Genomic DNA, 18758 nt, shown 5'->3' on the forward strand with positions numbered 1-18758 from the left:
TGGAGGAAAGACCCATGTCCTTTACCTATAACCGACTCAACAAGGACGATGTGGCCCTGCTGATGGTCGATCATCAGTCCGGCCTGCTCTCGCTGGTGCGCGACTTCAGCCCAGACGACTTCAAGAACAACGTGCTGGCCCTGGCCGATATCGCCAAGTTCTTCGAGATCCCCACCGTCCTCACCACCAGCTTCGAGGACGGCCCCAACGGGCCCATGGTGCCGGAACTGAAGGCGATGTTCCCCGACGCGCCCTACTTCGCCCGCCCCGGACAGATCAACGCCTGGGACAACGAGGAGTTCGTGGCAGCGGTCAAGGCCACCGGCAAGAAGCAGCTGCTGATCGCCGGCGTGGTCACCGAGGTATGTGTGGCCTTCCCGGTGCTCTCGGCCCTGGAGGAAGGCTACGAAGTGTTCGTGGTCACCGACGCTTCCGGCACCTTCAACCAGACCACCCGGGACGCTGCCTGGGATCGCATGTCACAGGCCGGAGCCCAACTGATGACCTGGTTCGGTGTCGGCTGCGAACTGCACCGCGACTGGCGCAACGACATCGAGGGCTTCGGCGGTCTGTTGGCCGGCCACCTGCCCGCCTACGCCAACCTGATCCAGAGCTACGAGCAGCAGAGCCTGGCGCACAAGCGCTGAGGTAACAGGGCCCGGCATCTGCCGGGCTCTACCCCCTACTACCGGCCATCCAACCGCCATGGAGGCTTCCCATGTCTCTCTCCGAACCGCCCTCCTCGGCCCACTGCGAGGGAGCGACCATCCAGATCCACCACCGCATCAGGCCGGGGGCCGTGGCTCGCTACGAGACCTGGCTGCGCCAGATCATCGAGGCTGCCGGACGCTTCCCCGGCCACCAGGGTGTGCATATTCTGCGCCCACCCGAGGGCGATCACGACTATGAGATCGCCGTACGCTTCGCTAGCGACGACGACGCCCGGCGCTGGCGGGAGTCGGCCGAGCGACGTGAACTCATGACGACCATTCAAAGCGACCTCCAGCAGGACGAGCGGGTGGAGATCGTCAGCGGCATCGACTACTGGTTCACCCCACCCACGCCCGCCAGCAAGCAGCCGACGCGCTGGAAGCAATGGCTGGTCACCACCGCGGTGATCTGGCCGCTGACCATCATCGTACCGCTGCTGTGGCAACCGGCCTTCAACCTGATCCCCGCCCTGGGTAGCTGGGGCATTCGTCATGGCCTGGTCGCCGCCACCATCGTGGCCTTGGTGGTCTACGCCATCATGCCGCGGGTGGTGAAACTGGTGGCACCCTGGCTGTTCCGTTGAGGCATGGTCACCCGTCGGCAGGCGGTGTGAATTGCGAGAGCCTATGCTGAAACGAGCCTGACCGCCCTGCCTACTTCGATCTTCCTGGGAAAATGACAATGAGCAACCTCGTCAACGACGCCGATCTTTCCTCCTCCCTGGACTGCCCCATCGTCGATGGCAAGCGCCAGGTGCAGCATGTGACGCCGCGCACCGCCGATGTCGGCGGCATCCCCGTCAACCGGGTGCTGCCTTCGCGTCATCGTCGCCTGATCGGCGCCTGGTGCTTCCTCGACCATGCCGGCCCGGCGGTGTTCAAGGGCGACGCACGCGGCCTGCGCGTCGGCCCACACCCCCACATCGGCCTGCAAACCTTCACCTGGATGATCGAGGGGGAGGTGCTGCATCGTGACAGCCTGGGCAACGAGCAGGTGATTCGCCCCGGCCAGGTCAACCTGATGACGGCCGGGCGCGGCATCAGCCATACCGAGGAGTCGGTGACCGGCGAGTCACACCTGCATGCCGCCCAGCTCTGGATCGCCCTACCCGAAGCCCACCGTCGCACCGACCCGCGCTTTGATCACTACCCGACCCTGCCACAGTGGCAAGAGGGAGACGTCGTGTTGACCTTGCTCACTGGCGAATTCGCCGGCCAGCGTGCGCCGACGCTCGCCTTCACGCCGCTGGTGGGACTGGACCTGGCGGCGACCTCTGGCGGCTCACTGCAACTGCCGCTGCGCGAGGACTTCGAATACGGCCTGCTGCCGCTGGAAGGTGAGCTCGTCATCGAGGGCGAGCGCTTCGCCACCAACGAGCTGGCCTATCTGGGCCGTGGGCGCAGCCAGGTCGCTCTCGAGCTGCCGGCAGGCGGACGCGCGATCCTGGTCGGCGGCGAACCGCTGGGCGAGGAGATCCTGATCTGGTGGAATTTCGTCGGCCACAGCAAGGCCGAGATCATCGAGGCCCAGCGCGACTGGGAAGCCGGCAGCGAACGCTTCGGCAGCATCCCCCAGTTCGACGGCAAGCGCCTGGAGCCGCCGCCCCTGCCTTGGCGGGAATGACTGCCGAGAGACACCGACGACCACTCGCAAAAAGGAACGCTTCTTCCGTGACGACCTCCACCCCACCGCGCATCCTGGTTTTCGCCGGCAGCGCCCGAGAAAACTCCTTCAACAAGCGTCTTGCCCGCCTTGCCGCCGAACGAGTCGAGCATGCCGGCGGCCAAGCGACCTTCATCGACCTACGCGACTATCCCCTGCCGCTCTACGATGGGGATCTGGAAAACCGCGAGGGTCTGCCCGCCAACGCCCGCCACCTGCAGGCGCTGCTGGGCGAGCACCAGGGCCTGCTGCTGGCCTCGCCGGAGTACAACGGGTTCATCACCCCGCTAATGAAGAACACACTCGACTGGATGTCACGTTCGGACGGCGAGCGCAGTGGCCTGGCCCTGTTCACCGACCAGGTGGCGGCTGTGGTCTCCGCCTCACCGGGCGCACTGGGCGGCATGCGCAGCCTGGCACTGATCCGCCAACTGCTCGGCAATCTCGGCGTGACCGTGCTGCCCAGTCCACTGGCCATACCTCGCGCTGCTCAGGCCTTCGGCGAGAATGGCGAGCTGGTGGACGAGAACCAGCGTGAGCGACTGGACGCGCTGTGCCAGCGGCTGGTCACGATGTTGGCCAAACTGCACATGTCATGAGCCGGGACAGTCGTCGATGCGGTATCTACACTGCAACGCAACATCGATGACACAGGAGATGGCATGCCCAAGGAAGAACGCAAGCACATTGACCTCGCCCTGCAAGGCGGCGGATCTCATGGTGCGTTGACCTGGGGAGTACTCGATCGACTGCTGGAAGAAGAACGGTTGAAGATCGATGGCATCAGCGGTACCAGCGCCGGGGCAATGAATGCCGTGGTGCTGGCAGACGGGCTACACCGCGGCGGCCGCCAGGGAGCGCGCGAGGCCCTTGGCCACTTCTGGCGTGGGGTCAGCGATGCGGCACGCTTCTCGCCCATCCAGCCCACCCCTTGGGATTGGCTGACGGGTACCGGCAGCCTCGATTACTCACCCAGCTACCTGATGTTCGAAAGCCTGACCCAGCTCGTTGCACCGGCCAGGCTCAATCCCCTGGGCTTCAATCCACTACGTGACCTCGTCTGTGAGCTGGTCGACTTCGAGCGCGTCAACGCCTGCCGCAGGGCCAAGATATACGTCACCGCCACCAATGTCAGGACCGGTCGCGCCACGGTCTTTCGCCAGCCCGGGATCTCAGTCGATACAGTGATGGCCTCGGCCTGCCTGCCGTTCATGTTCCCGGCGGTGGAGATCGACGGTGAGGCCTACTGGGACGGCGGGTATAGCGGGAATCCTGCACTCTTCCCGCTCGTTGACGACATGGATTGTCAGGATCTGGTCGTCGTTCAGGTCAACCCGCTGGAGCGCAGACGGCTGCCGGACAGCGCCCGCGACATCGTCAACCGCATCAATGAGATCACTTTCAACTCCAGCCTGATCAAGGAGCTGCGCAGCATCCAACTGCTGCAACAACTGATCGATGCCGAAGACCTCGATGTGGAGCGCTACCGCTCCATGCGCCTGCATCTGATCCACGCCGAGCAGGAAGTCGAGCAACTCACTGCCTCGAGCAAGCTCAACGCCCAGTGGGATTTCGTCTCGCGGCTGTTTCACCAGGGGCGCGGCTGGGCCGACCTGTGGCTCGAGCAAAACTTCGACGCGATCGGCCAGCACTCCACCTTCGACCTCAATACCGTTTTCGGCGACGGCTTTCGCCCGGTCGCGAGTTCCCGGAGACAGCACAGCCGAAAGACACCGCGCGGTGGAAACGAGGCGTAAGCCTCAGGCCGCGTCGATGTGCGATGCGTCCGGTATATTTCCTCTGCGCCGCGCCAACGCACCGCTGCCGATCAACATGCCCAGGGTAATCACACCGGCGGCCAGCGCCAGCAATGGCGTGGCCTTGGCATAGCCGGCCACGATCAGCACCAAGGTGGAGAGCAGCGGCGTGGCATAGGCCAGCAGTCCCAGCAGGTGCAGGTCGCCGCGCTTGACGCCGATGTCCCAGGTGAAAAAGGCACTGCCCACCGGCCCCAGGCCCAGCCCGACCACGCCCAGCCACTCGACGCCCTGGGGCCAGCGGGTCGCCTCGAACAGCCCGTGGCAGGCGAAGGCCAACAGTGCCGTGACCAGGCAGAAGCCGCCCACGGCACTGGTCGGCACCGCCTTCTTGGTCCGCGACAGCACCGAGTAGCCGCTCCACACCAGGGCGCAGGCGAAGGCCGCGCCATAGCCCAATACGCTGCCACCAACGCCCAGGTCGCCACCGATCAGCAGCGCCGCCCCGGCGAAGCCCAGCAGCCCGCCGATGACGTGTCTTGTCAGCAAGCGCTCGCCCGGCAGCAGGCCGACGAACAGCACGATCAGCAATGGCCATAGATAGCTGATCAACCCTGCGTTGGCCGGCGGCGCGTTCTGCTGCGCGACGAAATAGAGCGCGTGATAGCCGAACAGCCCGCCGACACCCAGCGCCCATACCGAAGGGGCCTGGCACAAAGGCGTGATGAACGACTCACGCCGCGCGAGGCTCCAGGCGAGAAAGCACAGGAAGGCGATGCCGAAAGCCAGCCCGGTGAGCAGGAACGGCGGCACCGGCCCGGATAGCTGGGTCAGGGTAGCGAGTAGCGCCCAGTTGAGAATGGTGGTGGCCCCGATGGCCGTAGCCTGTCGTCGGGTCAGAGCGGACATGATGAGACCTCGTCAGCGTTGTCGAGATCACAGCATGTACTTCAGGTCAAGACGCGGCTTGTCGAATCCTGACCTCTTGGCGAGGTGCTGTCCGAGGCCGCAAGCCGCCACTCGCTGGGCGAAACCCCATGCCGCTGGCGAAAGCTCTTCGAGAAGTGCGCGCTATCGGCGAAGCCGCAGGCTTGGGCCACTTCGGTGAGCGAGGCGTCGTCGACTCGCAGCAGCTCGCGGGCCAGCGCCAAGCGCTCGCGCACCAGCCATTCGTGAGGCGATTGGCCGGTCAAGGCGCGGAACTGGCGGGCGAAGACGGCCTCGGCGAGATGGCAGCGACGTGCCATGTCGGCGACGCGCCACGGACGGGCGAGGTCGCCGCGCATGGCGGGCAGCAGCTCGAGCAGTTTCAGCCGCGGTGGCGCCAAGCGGCGACCACCGGCAGCAAGCGCCAGTCCAAGCCAGTTTCCCAGCGCCGGGACCGAGCCCCCCAACCCTTCGCCCTGAACTACCAGCACCTCGGGCAAGCGCCGCGCCTGTCCTACGATCAGTTCTTCGAAGGCCAACGTCTCGCACCACGCCTCGGGCAGGTCGAGCACCACTACGCGGTTGTCGCCCGGCGCCAGATAGTGATGCACGTCACCACTGGCCACCGGGGCCAATACACCGCGGGTCACATGCACCAGCCGACCCGCCGACTCGAGCTCCAGCGCACCGTCGAGTCCCAGCAGCAGCTGGTGAAACCCGTGGCTGTCGGTCAGTACGCGATCGGGGTAGTGGCGTGTCTCGATGACGGGGCTGTCCATGACTTATCCAGAAGAGCCTAGAACCAGCGCTTGCGCTTGAACCAAACCACCATGCCGACGGCGACGGCGATCATTACCCCCCATACGACAGGATAGCCCCAGTACCAGCCGAGCTCTGGCATGGCGAAGGGACTAGTGGGATGAGCGAAGTTCATACCGTAGACGCCGACGATGAAGGTCAGTGGCATGAACACGGTGGCAACGATAGTGAGCTTGCGCATGCTCTCGTTGAGCCGGTGGCTCATGCTGGAAAGATAGACGTCGAGCAGGCTCGCCGTCATGTCGCGATAGCTCTCCACCAGGTCGATCACCTGCACCGTATGGTCGTAGACGTCACGCATCCACAGCCGCGTATCGGGCGTAAACAGGTCGTTATGATCGCGCAACAGCTGGTTGATGACCTCGCGGGTGGGCCAGAGGTAACGCCTCAGCATTATCAGCTCGCGCTTCAGGCCGTGCAGGCGCTCCAGCGTCGAGCTGTCTGGCTGGTTGAGTATCTCGAGCTCCAGTTCCTCGATTCGCTCACCCACGCTGTCTAGTACCGGGAAAGCATGATCGACGGCGGCATCGAGCATGCCGTAGAGCAAGTCGTCCGGCTCGCCCAGGGCGCGACCGCCGCTCTCCTTGAGCCGTCGGCGAAAGACCACGAAGGGATCCAGCGTTTCGCCCATCACGCTGACGACGATGTTTGCCCCCATGAACAGTGACAGCTGGTAAAGATGCAGATCGCCTTCTTCGTCGAGTTCGGGAATGCCCAGAATGACCACCAGACCGTTGTCGAAGCGCTCGACCTTGGGTCGCTGGCCGCCATTGAGGATGTCCTCCTGGGCCAACGGATGCAGGCCCACCCGCTCGCCAAGCAGTTCCAGCTCCTCGGCCACGGGCAGCCCCTGCACGTGAAGCCAGCACAGCGGCCCTTCCGCGGCGGCCTCGGGAATCTCGGCGACCGAGATCTCCTGCATCGCGCCCCAGCGCCCCGCTTCGCGACGGGCCAGGCGAAACGTAGCTGGACCGAGCAGGCCGGCCTGCTCGAGCGAGACCTCGCGCAGGGTACCTGGTGCTGTACCGGCTGGATGGTAGTGCTTCTTGAACAGTCGGGTCATGAAGAGCGTCCCTGGCAATTCGATCCGACAATACTGGCATGCTCCAGCCATCATTCGCACCCGCCTCATGCCTACGCCCGGCGAGGCTGGCGGAAACATGGCACGCAAGTGGCCCATGCGTAACGTGACAGCTGTCACGGCACTGTATCGCCATGGTCACCCTTTCCCTCCCGTTTTTTTCGTCCAAGGCATAGAAAACAGAAGCTTATCCATGGACTTCGCCTTGGCATGCTCCTTGCCGTCTTCAACTCGGTGGCAATGCCACCGCCAAATAACGGCAATAACAAGGAGACATGCCATGAACAAGACATACTGGGTGGGGGCTGCCCTGGCAGCGCTACTGACGAGTCATACCGCCCAAGCCGAAGTCCCGGGAGTGCGCGGTACCCAGCACTTCGGCTTTACCGTGCCCGACCGCCAGGCGGCGGTGGATTTCTTCGTCGACGTCATGGGTTGTGAGGCCTTCTTCACCATCGGCCCGTTCGGGCCCTTCGAAGATGACTGGATGACACAGAACCTCGACGTGCATCGCGAAGCGACCATTCCCGCTGCGCATCTGGTACGCTGCGGCAACGGCACCAACCTGGAGATCTTCGAGTACACCGCACCGGACCAGCGCACTGAGCAGCCACGCAACAGTGACATCGGCGGTCACCATATCGCCTTCTACGTGGATGACATGGACGAGGCCGTGGCCTATCTGCAGGCGCAAGGACTGGATGTGTTGGGCGAACCCAAGACCTTCACCGAGGGCCCCATGGAGGGGCTGACCTGGGTCTACTTCATGGCGCCCTGGGGCATGCAGCTCGAGATGGTGAGCTCGCCCCACGGCATGGGCTACGAGGCCGAGACCGGCAGCCGGCTGTGGGATCCGCGCCACTGACGCACGTGACGGCGGCGCCGCAAGGCGCCGTTGTCGATCAACCTCCGATCAGGAGCCGTCAAGTCAGATTCCTTTGAACATTCTTTCGTTGTAGATCGTGCCGTGCTTTTCAAGCAGCCGGATCTTCGAGACGTCAGGGTGCAAGGGATTGACGACCGCGATATTTTCCATGCCGCCCGCCACGGCACAGCTCGGCACCAGCAATATCAGCCGTTCCCGGCGCTGGAGCCACTGCGTGCCCATCTGCTGGGTGGAAGCTGGATAGGGAAACTCGGCCCACTCGTCCGGCAGCCGATCGACCGGCCAGGTTTCTATGGCTTCGTCCGGCGCCTCAAAGACCGCCAGCCGGTAGCTGTCGGGCAGGTCGCGCGGCGAAGGGACATAGTTGCCGAGTTCCAGCATGGCCACACTCGGTGTCGTGCCGAAATAAAGCGCCGGCACACCTGCCGTATTCCATCTGGCGCCGTCCCGATAGCTTGCGCCCATGCCGCTCATGTTCTCGATGTACTGTTCAGGCCCGATACGAAACAGCCTCATCAGCTGAATTCCCCGTATTCGACCTTGCGCAGCACTTCGCGAACCAGGCAGCGCCCCTCGAAGGTGTCGAACAGGTCGAGCGGCTTCTCCCCGGACAGGGCAGGAATGGGCGTGTTGAGCCAGCGCAGCGCCTTGTCGCCGTCACCGAACACTTGGCGGGTGTGATAGAAGACCCGCAGCACATCCAGAACTTCCTCGCTATCGGCACGACTCAACGCCTTGCGCTTGTAGAAGCGGTGCAGGTTGCCCGGCGTGGTCTCCAGCAGCTTGACGAACAGTTCCCGGTTGTCGCCCAGGGCATGGATGGCCTGCTTGACCACGCTGCCCGAAATTCCCTCGCGCACCGTCTGGATGAAGGCGACCTTGTTGCGATACACCTCGGGCGGCACTTTGACCCCGCGGATACCCTCCTCGCCATCGCCGTTTCTCTTCAGCGCTTCCATGGCCAAGCCCCTCATTGCGGTTTTAACACTGTCTATTCTACATCACTTTGATGCAATGACGTCATCAAAACGCAGAGGGAATGTGGCCGATAAGGCGAGGCTAGCCAGTGCTCATCGATTACGTCTTGCGTTTGCCCGCCTGGGCGCGCAAGGCGGCTTCGAAGGAGCGGCGTGCCCAGGCCGCAGCCAACTCGCGGTCCTCGAACAGTTCTTCCGGCGCCTGGTAATAGGACATCTGCACCACCCTGCCGCCCTTGTCATAAGCGAACGGCTCGAGCCCCTCGCGCTCGAAGTCGCCGAGGTTGTGCGCATCGACCTTGAGATAGAGCGTCTCGTCGGCCACCAGTGCGAACATCAGGTCGTCGTGATAGATGCCATGCCCGCCGAACATGCGCCGCGCGGTGATAGGGCCGAACAGCTCGAATACATCGCGCAGCGAATCCGTGTACTCGCTCACGCCGCTTCCTCCCTATCGGCCAGCCGATGCAGCAGGTCCGGCATCACTGACTCTACTTCCAACCCCGGCAGCGCCTGAGTGAGCGCGACATGGCTCCCGGGGAGGAAGCGCTGGGGATCGCCGACGGCCTCCTGAAAGGCATTGACGATGCCGACCAGCTCGGCCGGATCGCCATCGACCTGCATGGCGCCGTGGACCAACAGCGCCATGTCGCGACAACCGCGCACCCGCCGCCAGCGCTGGGCGGTGCCCACCAGCTTGCGCCCGCCGATACGCACGTTGAAGCGCCCGTCGCAGTAGGCACCGGGCGCCGAGCCCAGGTCGGCGTCGCTGACGCCGAGCGCACCAAGCCACTCGCACCAGGGGTTGCCCAGGCGATGATAGCCCCACTCGAGATGGGCCGCGGAGCTGCCCACGCGACAGCGCAGCGCCAGGGTCACGTTGATCACCTCGGCGCATTGCGGCACCGGCGTGCCGCCCGTGGCGCGGAACAGTATCGGCCAGCCCAGCTTGCGCAGGGTGTGGCGCGCCTCGGGAAAACCCTCGTTGCGCTCGTGGCGGCGTGGCATCACCAGCGCACGATCCATCGGCTGCCAGGCCAGCAGTTCGAACTCACTTTCGCCCTGACAGATTGCGTCGAGCCTGGCCTCCTCGGCGGCCAGGCCCTGCTCGACGCTGAGCCGCTGGAGCGCGCGATCCAATCCGGGCGAAAGCGCCGTCATGTGGCTTCCTCCATCTAGTCGTCGTTGACGCTCAGTTCGCTGTCGAACGCATCGGCTGGCAGCCCCTCGATACGCTCGCACAGGGCATCGAGGAAGGCCGCCGCCGGCGCGCCGTTAACGGCGCGATGATCGAAGGTGAGCGACAGGCCGATGAGCGTCTCCTCTCGCCACCCCTGAGATGATGGCACGGCGCGCCGCTCCATCCCACCGATGCCGAGAATCGCCACCTGGGGCACGTTGAGTATCGGCGTAAAGTGGTGCACCCGCGAGCGTCCGAGATTGGAGACGGTGAAGGTGGCCCCGGTCAGCTCACGCACCCCGAGCTTTCCGGCCTGCGCTCTTTCAGTGAGCGTCCGGCGTGCCGCGGGCAACTGTCCCAGGCTCAGGTTCTGGGCGTCGAACAGCGCCGGTGCCACCAGCAGGTCGTCGGGCAGCGGTATGGCCAGCCCCAGGTGCACCGCACCGTGCTGGACGATGCGATTCTCCTCCAGTGTGGCATTGAGCGCAGGGAAGTCGGCCAGGGTCTGCACCACCAGGCGCAGCAACAGATCCTGCAACGAGGGCACGACCTGCCCCCGTTCGCGGCAGCGTGAGCGCAGCGACTCGAGGGCGCCGAGCCCGGCACTGGCATGGTGGGTCAACTGCGCCGTCGTTTGCAGGCTCTGCAGCATCCTGGTCGCGATCATGCCGCGCATGCCTTTCAGCGGGATCTCCCTCACCGGTGTTAGTGGCATGCCCGTCCCTGAGGGACGGGCCTCGTCATGTGGTGTCGTGGTGAGTTTCACGCCAATCTCCTCAGCTCTCCAGCGTGGCGATCACGCTGCCCTTTTCCACCACTTCGTCCTCCTCCTTGACGATGCCGAGCTTGCCCGAGAGCGGTGCCTCAATCTCGTACTGGGCCTTTTCCACCATAACTTCGGCAATCAGGTCGCCCTGTGCCACCTCGGCGCCGTCGTTTACCAGCCAGGAGGTGATCACCCCTTCGGTATCGCCTTCCCACAGGTCTTGGGGCACGGCTATGTCAGTCGTCATGCTGTCTCTCCTCAACTCTCTTTCATCATTTGGTGGAAGGCCGCGACGACCTTGTCGGCGTTGGGCAGCGCCCACTGCTCCATGGTCGGCGCGAAGGGAATCGGAATGTCCGGGTAGGCCACCCGCTTGGGTGCGGCCTTGAGCCGGCAGTCGGCGTGCTCGGCCACGCTGGCGATGATCTCGCCGCTGACCCCGTAGCTGTGGTAGTCCTCGTCAACCACGATCAGGCGCCCGGTCCTGGCCACCGAGGCCCGCACGGTATCGCGGTCGAGCGGCACCAGGCTGCGCAGGTCGACCACCTCGGCGGAGAAGCCCTCCTCCTCCAATGCCTTGGCCGCACGCAGGCAGTGATGCACCCCGGCGCCCAGGCTGACCAGGGTCACATCGTGGCCCTCGCGCACCACCGCAGCCTTCCCGATCTCGACGGTGTAGGATTCCTCGGGCACCGGCACGGTGGCGCCCTTCTCGGTGCCCAGCCAGCCCATGCCCTGCAGCGCCTTGTGGTACATGAACACCACCGGGTTGTCGTCGCGGATGGCGGCGGTCATCAGACCCTTGGCATCGAAGGCGTTGCTCGGCACCACGACCTTCATGCCGGGCAGGTGGGCGAAGGTGGCGTAGAGGCACTGCGAGTGCTGGCCGGCGTCCGAATAGCCGCCGCCGGTAGAGGTCATCAGCACCATCGGCACCTTGACCTTGCCACCGGAGAAGTAGGTGTTCTTGGCCATCAGGTTGTAGATGGCATCCATGCACACGCCGAAGAAGTCGACGAACATCAGTTCGACGATGGGGCGCATGCCGTCGGACGCAGCCCCCACGGCGGCGCCGATGAAGGCGGTCTCGGAGATAGGCGTATCGCGCACCCGTTCGGCGCCGAACTCGTCGAACAGCCCGCGCGTGTTGCCGAACACGCCGCCCAGCGGGCCGACGTCCTCGCCCATGACGAAGACACGCGGATCGGCCCGCATCTCTTGCGCAGTGGCCTCGGCCATGGCCCGGGCTATGGTCAGCTTGCGGGTGGCCGTGGCAGTGCTTGCGTTGGTGCTCATGGCATCACTCCTTGGCCCGGCTGCTCGCCGGGTCGTACGATGATCTTGATCTGCGACTTGTCCTCGAGCAGGGTCTCGAAGCCCTCCTCGACCACTGCTGCGAGAGGGATGCGCGCGGTGACCAGGTCCTCGGCGCGGAAGTAGCCGCGCTGCATCAGCGCCATCACCGCGGGATAGACGTGGCGATAGGCGATGATCCCCTTCAGCGTGCGCTCGCGGATCACCAGGTCGTTGGGCTGGAAAGCCGCTTCGCTCTCCCAGATGCTGACGACCACGGTCTCGCCGCCGGCGTGGGTGGCATGGATGGCCTGGTTGAGCACGGCGGGTATGCCGGTCACCTCGAAGGCGAAGTCGGCGCCGCCGTCGGTCAGCTCGTGCAATGCGGTCACCGCGTCCTGTTCGCGGGGATCCACGACCAACGCGCCCAGCTCGGCCGCCTTGGCCCGCCGCGAGTTCGAAGGCTCTACCGCCACGATGCGCGCGGCTCCCGCAGCCTTGAGCGCCTCGATGACCATCAGGCCGATGGGGCCCGCGCCGAACACCACGGCGCTGTCACCTGCCTTAAGGTTGCTCTGGCGAACCGCGTGCAGCGCCACGGCGGCGGGCTCGACCAGCGCACCCTGCTCATAGGAGAGATCATCGGGCAGGCGATGCACCATGTGCTCGCCGACGACCGTGTACTCGGCGAAACCGCCCCCACCGCCCGAAAGCCCGTGGAATCCCAGCAGCGGCGTCAGGTTGTAGCGCTCCATCAGGTAGCGGCCGTCCTGGTGGGGCGACAGGATCGGCTCGATGGCGACGCGATCGCCGGGCTTGACCCGGGTAACGCGCTCACCCACCTCGACGACTTCACCGGCAAACTCGTGCCCCATGATGATGGGGGCCTGCTGCCCGCTGAGCGGGTGCGGTGCCTCGACCGGGATGAAGATAGGACCGGCGCTGTATTCATGGAGGTCGCTGCCGCAGATTCCGCAGGCGGCTACCTTCACCTTGACTTGATGGGGGTCCTGCACCGTCGGAGCCTCGACCGCTTCGACGCGCAGATCCCTGGCGGCGTACCAGACTGCCGCTTCCATAGTGCTCATGATGGCTCCCCCACGAAGACGGCTTCGAGTGCCGCCTCGGGCGGCAGGAACTCGCTCTGCTGGGCGAAGCGAATGGCCGCCTCGACCCGGGAGTGGGCCTCGGCCACCAGATCGGAGTCGCCGGCCTCGTCGAGCACACCGGCATCGAGCAGTGCCTGGCGGTAGCGCGGGATCGGGTCGCGGGCCTGGAGCCCTTCCTTCTCGCCCTTGGGCCGGTAGTCCTCGCCGTCGCCCATGAAGTGGCCGGCGAGCCGTGCAGTCTCGATCTCGATCAGGCTCGGCCCCTGTCCTTCGCGGGCACGGGCGATGGCCTCGCCAGCCGCCGCATACACGCCCTCCACGTCGTTATCAGCCACGTGATGGCCGGGAATGCCATAGGCGGCAGCGCGCAAGTCGTTGCGCGGCACCGCGGTGGAGGCCTGCTTGGCCACCGAAATGCCCCAGGCGTTGTCCTCGATGACGAACACCACCGGCAGCTGCCAGACCGCGGCGAGGTTGAGCGCCTCGTGGAAGGCGCCCTGGTTGGCGGCTCCTTCGCCCATGAAGGCCACCGCCACGCCAGGCTTGCCCTGCATTTTTCTCGACAGCGCCGCGCCCACCGCCGGGCCCAGGCCCTCGCCGATGATGCCGGAGCACGAGAAGTTCACCGCGGCGTCGAACAGGTGCATGTGGCCGCCGCGTCCGCCGGCGAGCCCCGTGGCCTTGCCGAAGATTTCGGCGACCATGGCGTCGAGGTCGACGCCCTTGGCCACGGCGATGTGGTGTGGCCGGTGAGTGGCGGTGACGATGTCGTCGGCGGTGAGGTGTGCACACACTCCCACGGCGCAAGGCTCCTGGCCGTTGGAGAGGTGCATCTCGCCGGGGATGGGCCCCTTGGCCATGTTGAAGACCGGGGTCTTGCCCTCCATGTAGAGCGCCTCGATGCGCTCCTCGAGATAGCGGCTGAGTACCATGTGGCGATACATCCAGCGCCGCTGTTCGGCAGTCGGTAGCATGGGATGGCTCCTGTCAGAGTTCGCCGCGCGACATGCGCTCGGCGATGTGGTCAGCCTGGCGCAGGGCCAGAGCGACGATGGTCAGGGTCGGGTTCTCGGCGCCGCTCGAAGTGAACTGGCTGCCGTCGGAGACGAACAGGTTGTCGATGTCGTGGGTCTGGCCCCACTTGTTCACCACGCCGTCCTCGGGGCGCGCGCTCATGCGGTTGGTGCCCACGTTGTGGCTGGTGGGGAAGTCGGGCACGTCGAACACCTGCACCGCGCCCACCGCGTCGTAGCAGCTGCGTGCCTGCTGCTGGCCATGGCGACGCAGCGCCTCGTCGTTGGGGTGATCGCCCTTGTAGACGATGGGCACCGGAAGGCCGTATTGGTCCTTGCGGGTGTCGTGGAGGGTGATGCCGTTCTGCTCCATGGGCAGGTCCTCGCCGCAGATCCACACCCCCGAGAGGTGGTCGTACTTCTCCAGGATCGCGGCGTAGTCGCGCCCCCAGCCGCCGTTGGCCGGATCCATGAACTTGGCGAAGAACGGCAGGCCGAGCGACATCACCTCCAGGGTGTAGCCGCCGACGAAGCCGCGGGAGCGGTCGAGCCGCGCCTCGTCGGAGATGATTCCGGCAAAGGTGGTGCCGCGATGCATGTTCACCGGCTTGGGCATCTCGGCGAACACGCAGGCGGTAGCGTGAGTCATGTAGTTGCGCCCCACCTGGCCGGAGGAATTGGCCAGGCCATCCGGGAACAGCGAGGAGTGCGAGTTGAGCAGCAGCCGGGGCGACTCGATGGAATTGCCCGCCACGCAAACTGCCCGGGCTCGCTGCCGCTGCACGTTGCCCTCGGCATCGGCGTAGACCACGGCGTTGGCCCGGCCACGCTCGTCGTGCTCGATGGTCAAGGCCATGGCGTTGGGGCGAACTTCGCAGTAGCCGGTGGCCTCGGCGCGGGGGATGTCGGTGTACATGGTCGACCACTTGGCACCGAAGCGGCAGCCCTGCATGCAGAACCCAGCCTGCATGCACTGGGAGCGGTCGTCGTAGGGTCGGGTGTTGATCGCCATGGGACCGGCGCGCAGCTTTTCGTAGCCCATCCGCCTGGCTCCCTCGGCCAGCACCATGAAGTTATTGTTCCAGTCGTGTAGCGGCATGCCGGTGACTTCGCCGGTAACGCCCATGTGCCGTTCGGCCTGTACGTAGTAGGGCTCCAGCTCGTCATACGAGATGGGCCAGTCCAGCAGGTTGGCGCCGGCGATGTCGCCCACCTCGCTGTGCAGGCGGAACTCGTGGGGCTGGAAGCGCAGCGCCACCCCGGCCCAATGAATGGTGCTGCCGCCCACGCCCTTGACGATCCACGCCGGCAGGTTGGGAAAGGTCTCGGTCAACTGGCGCGGGCCGGCAGTAATGCGCTCGTCGAGCCAGGAGATTTTCTCGAACATGGCCCATTCGTCGTTCTCGATGTCCTCCATGGCGTAGCGTTTTCCTGCCTCCAGCACCACGCTCTTGATCCCCCTTGCGGGCCAGGGCGTGGGCCAGCGTACCGCCGCCAGCGCCGGAGCCGATGATCACCACCACCCCGTCGTCATCGTGTTCGAATCGGGTGCTCATGGCGTCTCTCCTCATGTGTCGTTTGTTGTTCTGTCCTGTCGCTCACGCTCCCGGACGTGGATCACAGCCAGTCGATGACCAGGTCGTTGTAACCCCGCCCGATGTAGCCGCCCTTCTCCCACGACGAGCCCTCGTAGCCGAAGTACGGCTGCCACACCTCCTGGTTGTCGTAGAGTCCCACCACCAGGGTGTTGCGCACGGTCTGGAAGAACTCACCGTCCTGGATCTCGCGCAGCAGCGTCTCGCGCTCGACACCGCTCTCGATCGCGGCGTAGTCACGGCCGTGTGCCGCCCGTGCGCGACGATCCAGATCGTCGAGCCCGGCGGCGATCAACTCGCGTTGCGACTCGAGCAGCGGCGTCAGTGGGGCCAGGTAGTAGCGATCGGCGATCGCCTCGTGGGGATAGATGTCGCGCCCCAGGCGCAGCAGCCGAGCGGCGAGCTCCGGCTCGGCCCGGGCCCAGCGCGGCCACAGCGTCGAGGCGCTGAACGCCAGACTGCCGGCGGCCAGGGCGCCGGTCAGGGTGAGGAAGCGACGACGGGTGAGCGTCGTGGAAGAGGTCGTGGTCATGGGCGTGCCCTCGGTTGTTATTGGAAGCCGTCACGTCGCGGTGACGATCACGCCCAGTGCTTGGCAGCTTCCGTGCCAAAATCACGGAATTAACACCCAATCATTTGAAAATTCTGAGTAAATTCGGAACCACGCAGACACTCTCAGCCGATCCACATGGCCGCAACGTGACAGATGGGAGGTGAACGGGGCGTACGCCCGCTACAGGGCGTTTACAGGGAATTTACAGGTGTAACGGGGGCGACGAAGGTCGTATGACCGCGGGCTTTCCTTCCCTTTACCTTGAGAGAACAAGCACAACGACCCCAATCGGGGAGGCACGCCATGACCACTACGCTGAGCCAGCGCCAGCATGTGGAGACGATCCTCAGCGCTCTGGCCAATCCAGCGCCGACGGGTGAAGAGGCACTGATCGAACGCTCCTGGAAGCGTTGCATCGACCGCTACGGCCTCGATCCCTCTCGCCCCTCGCCGGCCCGCTATGTCCCCGGCTCCACCCTGCGCGAGCATCAGGATCAGGCCGACGCACTGCTGCAGGTAGCGCGCGCCGGCGTCGAGCAGCTCTACCGCCAGGTGGCGCCGCTGGGTTATGTGGTACTGCTGACCGATGCACGCGGCATCGCGGTGCAGTTCCTCGGTGCCAAGAGCGACCAGCGCGAGCACCAGCGCACCGGCCTCTACCTGGGATCGGACTGGAGCGAATCCCACGCCGGCACTTGCGCCGTGGGCACCTGCATTCACGAGCGCACCGCCCTGACCTGCCATCACAGCGACCACTTCAGCGCCCACCACATCCAGCTGACCTGCACGGCGGCGCCGGTCTTCGACCCCCACGGCCAACTTCTGGCGGTACTCGACATCTCCGCCTACCGTTCCCCCACCGGCAAGGAGTCGCAGACCTTCGCCCTGCAGCTGGTGAAGTACACCGCCAAGATGATCGAGGACGCCTACTTCCTGCAGCGCTACGGCGACCGTCATATCGTCTGCCTGGATCGCTCGCGGGAGTTCGTGCAGATCAATCGCCGCTACCTGCTGGCCATGGAAGAGGACGGTACCCTGGTGGCCGCCAACACGGCCGGGCGCAAGCTGCTGCGGCATCACGGCCTGCCGCTACCCGAAGCCGGCGAGGCACGCCCTTTCCAGGCCTGGAACGTCCGTGACCTGCTCGACAGCGAGGTGGAGGAGATCCTGGCGATTCCTCACCACAGCGACGACCGGGTGCAGGCCTTCCACACCCGGCGCCACCGCGAGATCCACTTCGCCACCCTGATCGAGCCGCCCCGCCGACCGTCGGTCGGCCAGCCAGTCTCGCGCGACTCGAGCCTGGCACCGCTCGAAGCCTTGGCCGATGACGATCCCAGCATGCGTGATACGCTGACCCGGGCCGCGCGCCTGCGCAACGAACCGATCAATATCCTGGTCGTCGGCGAGACCGGTACCGGCAAGGAGCGCATGGCCCGTGCGCTGCACGACGCCAGCCGGCGCCGAGACAAGCCGTTCGTGGCGATCAACTGCGCCGCCATGCCGGAATCGCTGATCGAGAGCGAGCTGTTCGGCTACGAGCCGGGCAGCTTCACCGGCGCCCGCAGCAAGGGAATGAAAGGGCTGATCGTGCAGGCCGACGGCGGCACGCTGTTTCTCGACGAGATCGGCGACATGCCTCTGCAGTTGCAGACCCGCCTGCTGCGCGTGCTGGCCGAACAGGAGGTGTTGCCCATCGGCGCCAGCCGGCCGATCAAGGTGGATCTGCGCGTGGTGGCCGCCACCCACCGCGACCTGCGCGAACGGGTGCAGACGGGCAGCTTCCGAGAGGACCTCTTCTATCGTCTCAACGGTGCCAGCCTGCGCCTGCCACCGCTGCGCGAGCGGGCCGACAAGGGCTATTTGATTCGCCGCATCTTCGCCGAACTGAACGAGCAGCGCGGCTCACGGGTCCGCCTGCGCGGCGACGCCATGAGTGCCCTGCTCGCCTACCCCTGGCCCGGCAACATCCGCGAACTGCACAACGCGCTGCACTTCGCCCTGGCCACCTGCGAAGGAGACGAGATCGTCGTCGGCGACCTGCCCGAGGAGTGCGTTCACGGCCGGCTGGCCCACCCCGGCGCCAGCCAGGGCATGACGCTTCTTGCCGCGACAGGCCCATCCGAGCCGCCAATCCAGCAGGACCTCCTCTACCGCGCCCTGTGCCGTCACCACTGGAACATCAGCGCCGTCGCCCGGGAGCTGGGGCTGTCGCGCCCCACCATCTACCGGCGCATGAAGCGGCTGGGCATCGTGCCGCCAAACCAGCAGCCAGCCAGTTAAGCCGCTCCCGAGGGCCCGGCGTCCCTTGAGCGCCAGGCCCTCTCTGCGAGACGTACCTCAGGCGCACCACTCACGCCAAGCGTTGACGCGCCGAAATGTTCTCCCTGAAAGCGCACACTATAGTGAAATCGGCAGCGCATCGGACT

21 protein-coding genes are annotated in these 18758 nt (G+C 65.5%); 7 read left to right on the top strand and 14 right to left on the bottom strand.

Annotated features, from left to right (window positions below):
- Positions 1 to 14 precede the first annotated feature (14 nt).
- The 5 genes from ycaC to HNO53_RS11895 all read left to right on the top strand — a co-directional run bounded on the left by ycaC (position 15) and on the right by HNO53_RS11895 (position 4130).
- Complete coding sequence (ycaC, locus tag HNO53_RS11875) at positions 15 to 647, top strand: isochorismate family cysteine hydrolase YcaC (RefSeq protein ID WP_209472323.1); 633 nt, start codon at positions 15 to 17, stop codon at positions 645 to 647.
- Positions 648 to 718: 71 nt separating this feature from the next.
- Complete coding sequence (locus HNO53_RS11880) at positions 719 to 1294, top strand: antibiotic biosynthesis monooxygenase (protein WP_209472324.1); 576 nt, start codon at positions 719 to 721, stop codon at positions 1292 to 1294.
- 98 nt (positions 1295 to 1392) lie between these two features.
- Positions 1393 to 2334, top strand: coding sequence for a pirin family protein (locus HNO53_RS11885; RefSeq protein WP_209472325.1), 942 nt, complete (start codon positions 1393 to 1395; stop codon positions 2332 to 2334).
- Between the two features lie 47 nt (positions 2335 to 2381).
- A complete protein-coding gene (locus tag HNO53_RS11890; RefSeq protein WP_219791522.1) occupies positions 2382 to 2972 on the top strand; it encodes an NADPH-dependent FMN reductase in 591 nt (196 codons plus the stop codon).
- Between the two features lie 63 nt (positions 2973 to 3035).
- A complete protein-coding gene (locus tag HNO53_RS11895) occupies positions 3036 to 4130 on the top strand; it encodes a patatin-like phospholipase family protein (RefSeq protein WP_209472327.1) in 1095 nt (364 codons plus the stop codon).
- 3 nt (positions 4131 to 4133) lie between these two features.
- On the opposite strand, the gene yddG is transcribed toward HNO53_RS11895, so the two are convergent.
- The 3 genes from yddG to corA are packed head-to-tail and all read right to left on the bottom strand — an operon-like array spanning position 4134 to position 6939.
- Positions 4134 to 5039, bottom strand: a complete 906-nt coding sequence (yddG, locus tag HNO53_RS11900; protein ID WP_209472328.1) for an aromatic amino acid exporter YddG — start codon at positions 5037 to 5039, stop codon at positions 4134 to 4136.
- A 41-nt stretch (positions 5040 to 5080) separates the two neighbouring features.
- Positions 5081 to 5836, bottom strand: coding sequence for an AraC family transcriptional regulator (locus HNO53_RS11905; RefSeq protein ID WP_209472329.1), 756 nt, complete (start codon positions 5834 to 5836; stop codon positions 5081 to 5083).
- A 17-nt stretch (positions 5837 to 5853) separates the two neighbouring features.
- On the bottom strand, positions 5854 to 6939 hold the full coding sequence (gene corA, locus HNO53_RS11910) for a magnesium/cobalt transporter CorA (RefSeq protein ID WP_209472330.1): 1086 nt from the start codon (positions 6937 to 6939) through the stop codon (positions 5854 to 5856).
- A gap of 298 nt (positions 6940 to 7237) precedes the next feature.
- On the opposite strand from corA, the gene HNO53_RS11915 reads away from it, so the two are divergent.
- The gene (locus tag HNO53_RS11915) at positions 7238 to 7822 is read left to right on the top strand and encodes a VOC family protein (RefSeq protein WP_209472331.1); all 585 of its coding nucleotides are present in this window, start codon (positions 7238 to 7240) and stop codon (positions 7820 to 7822) included.
- 63 nt (positions 7823 to 7885) lie between these two features.
- On the opposite strand, the gene HNO53_RS11920 is transcribed toward HNO53_RS11915, so the two are convergent.
- The 11 genes from HNO53_RS11920 to HNO53_RS11970 all read right to left on the bottom strand — a co-directional run bounded on the left by HNO53_RS11920 (position 7886) and on the right by HNO53_RS11970 (position 16308).
- Positions 7886 to 8359: an RES family NAD+ phosphorylase gene (locus tag HNO53_RS11920; protein ID WP_209472332.1), complete on the bottom strand. Its 474-nt coding sequence runs from the start codon at positions 8357 to 8359 to the stop codon at positions 7886 to 7888.
- Positions 8359 to 8802, bottom strand: coding sequence for an antitoxin Xre/MbcA/ParS toxin-binding domain-containing protein (locus tag HNO53_RS11925; RefSeq protein WP_209472333.1), 444 nt, complete (start codon positions 8800 to 8802; stop codon positions 8359 to 8361). The genes HNO53_RS11920 and HNO53_RS11925 overlap by 1 nt, the downstream gene beginning before the upstream one ends.
- A 118-nt stretch (positions 8803 to 8920) precedes the next feature.
- Complete coding sequence (locus HNO53_RS11930) at positions 8921 to 9259, bottom strand: TfoX/Sxy family protein (protein WP_209472334.1); 339 nt, start codon at positions 9257 to 9259, stop codon at positions 8921 to 8923.
- A complete protein-coding gene (locus tag HNO53_RS11935; RefSeq protein ID WP_209472335.1) occupies positions 9256 to 9981 on the bottom strand; it encodes a lipoyl protein ligase domain-containing protein in 726 nt (241 codons plus the stop codon). The genes HNO53_RS11930 and HNO53_RS11935 overlap by 4 nt, the downstream gene beginning before the upstream one ends.
- A gap of 14 nt (positions 9982 to 9995) precedes the next feature.
- Entirely contained in the window at positions 9996 to 10766 is a 771-nt protein-coding gene (locus HNO53_RS11940) for a 2-oxo acid dehydrogenase subunit E2 (protein WP_242597407.1), read from the bottom strand.
- 10 nt (positions 10767 to 10776) lie between these two features.
- Complete coding sequence (locus HNO53_RS11945) at positions 10777 to 11013, bottom strand: biotin/lipoyl-containing protein (RefSeq protein ID WP_209472336.1); 237 nt, start codon at positions 11011 to 11013, stop codon at positions 10777 to 10779.
- Positions 11014 to 11024: 11 nt separating this feature from the next.
- Complete coding sequence (locus HNO53_RS11950; protein WP_209472337.1) at positions 11025 to 12062, bottom strand: alpha-ketoacid dehydrogenase subunit beta; 1038 nt, start codon at positions 12060 to 12062, stop codon at positions 11025 to 11027.
- Positions 12059 to 13147, bottom strand: a complete 1089-nt coding sequence (locus tag HNO53_RS11955) for a 2,3-butanediol dehydrogenase (protein WP_275951343.1) — start codon at positions 13145 to 13147, stop codon at positions 12059 to 12061. The genes HNO53_RS11950 and HNO53_RS11955 overlap by 4 nt, the downstream gene beginning before the upstream one ends.
- Positions 13144 to 14142: a thiamine pyrophosphate-dependent dehydrogenase E1 component subunit alpha gene (locus HNO53_RS11960; RefSeq protein WP_209472338.1), complete on the bottom strand. Its 999-nt coding sequence runs from the start codon at positions 14140 to 14142 to the stop codon at positions 13144 to 13146. Before HNO53_RS11960 ends, HNO53_RS11955 begins: the two co-directional genes overlap by 4 nt.
- 13 nt (positions 14143 to 14155) lie before the next feature.
- Positions 14156 to 15598, bottom strand: a complete 1443-nt coding sequence (locus HNO53_RS11965) for a GMC family oxidoreductase (RefSeq protein WP_242597408.1) — start codon at positions 15596 to 15598, stop codon at positions 14156 to 14158.
- Positions 15599 to 15798: 200 nt separating this feature from the next.
- Positions 15799 to 16308, bottom strand: a complete 510-nt coding sequence (locus HNO53_RS11970; protein ID WP_209472339.1) for a gluconate 2-dehydrogenase subunit 3 family protein — start codon at positions 16306 to 16308, stop codon at positions 15799 to 15801.
- A gap of 324 nt (positions 16309 to 16632) precedes the next feature.
- On the opposite strand from HNO53_RS11970, the gene HNO53_RS11975 reads away from it, so the two are divergent.
- Positions 16633 to 18612 carry a sigma-54-dependent Fis family transcriptional regulator gene (locus tag HNO53_RS11975; RefSeq protein WP_209472340.1) on the top strand — a complete coding sequence of 660 codons (1980 nt, stop codon included), beginning with the start codon at positions 16633 to 16635 and terminating at the stop codon, positions 18610 to 18612.
- Positions 18613 to 18758 lie beyond the last annotated feature (146 nt).

This window comes from Billgrantia antri, from assembly GCF_017868935.1.
Classification (GTDB): Bacteria; Pseudomonadota; Gammaproteobacteria; order Pseudomonadales; family Halomonadaceae; genus Halomonas; species Halomonas antri.

Bases quoted from the DNA above. Each gene is read 5' to 3' on its own strand.
- ycaC (WP_209472323.1), top strand. From the start codon at position 15: ATGTCCTTTACCTATAACCGACTCAACAAGGACGATGTGGCCCTGCTG.
- HNO53_RS11880 (WP_209472324.1), top strand. From the start codon at position 719: ATGTCTCTCTCCGAACCGCCCTCCTCGGCCCACTGCGAGGGAGCGACC.
- HNO53_RS11885 (WP_209472325.1), top strand. From the start codon at position 1,393: ATGAGCAACCTCGTCAACGACGCCGATCTTTCCTCCTCCCTGGACTGC.
- HNO53_RS11895 (WP_209472327.1), top strand. From the start codon at position 3,036: ATGCCCAAGGAAGAACGCAAGCACATTGACCTCGCCCTGCAAGGCGGC.
- yddG (WP_209472328.1), bottom strand. From the start codon at position 5,039: ATGTCCGCTCTGACCCGACGACAGGCTACGGCCATCGGGGCCACCACC.
- HNO53_RS11905 (WP_209472329.1), bottom strand. From the start codon at position 5,836: ATGGACAGCCCCGTCATCGAGACACGCCACTACCCCGATCGCGTACTG.
- corA (WP_209472330.1), bottom strand. From the start codon at position 6,939: ATGACCCGACTGTTCAAGAAGCACTACCATCCAGCCGGTACAGCACCA.
- HNO53_RS11915 (WP_209472331.1), top strand. From the start codon at position 7,238: ATGAACAAGACATACTGGGTGGGGGCTGCCCTGGCAGCGCTACTGACG.
- HNO53_RS11920 (WP_209472332.1), bottom strand. From the start codon at position 8,359: ATGAGGCTGTTTCGTATCGGGCCTGAACAGTACATCGAGAACATGAGC.
- HNO53_RS11925 (WP_209472333.1), bottom strand. From the start codon at position 8,802: ATGGAAGCGCTGAAGAGAAACGGCGATGGCGAGGAGGGTATCCGCGGG.
- HNO53_RS11935 (WP_209472335.1), bottom strand. From the start codon at position 9,981: ATGACGGCGCTTTCGCCCGGATTGGATCGCGCGCTCCAGCGGCTCAGC.
- HNO53_RS11945 (WP_209472336.1), bottom strand. From the start codon at position 11,013: ATGACGACTGACATAGCCGTGCCCCAAGACCTGTGGGAAGGCGATACC.
- HNO53_RS11950 (WP_209472337.1), bottom strand. From the start codon at position 12,062: ATGAGCACCAACGCAAGCACTGCCACGGCCACCCGCAAGCTGACCATA.
- HNO53_RS11955 (WP_275951343.1), bottom strand. From the start codon at position 13,147: ATGAGCACTATGGAAGCGGCAGTCTGGTACGCCGCCAGGGATCTGCGC.
- HNO53_RS11960 (WP_209472338.1), bottom strand. From the start codon at position 14,142: ATGCTACCGACTGCCGAACAGCGGCGCTGGATGTATCGCCACATGGTA.
- HNO53_RS11965 (WP_242597408.1), bottom strand. From the start codon at position 15,598: ATGGAGGACATCGAGAACGACGAATGGGCCATGTTCGAGAAAATCTCC.
- HNO53_RS11970 (WP_209472339.1), bottom strand. From the start codon at position 16,308: ATGACCACGACCTCTTCCACGACGCTCACCCGTCGTCGCTTCCTCACC.
- HNO53_RS11975 (WP_209472340.1), top strand. From the start codon at position 16,633: ATGACCACTACGCTGAGCCAGCGCCAGCATGTGGAGACGATCCTCAGC.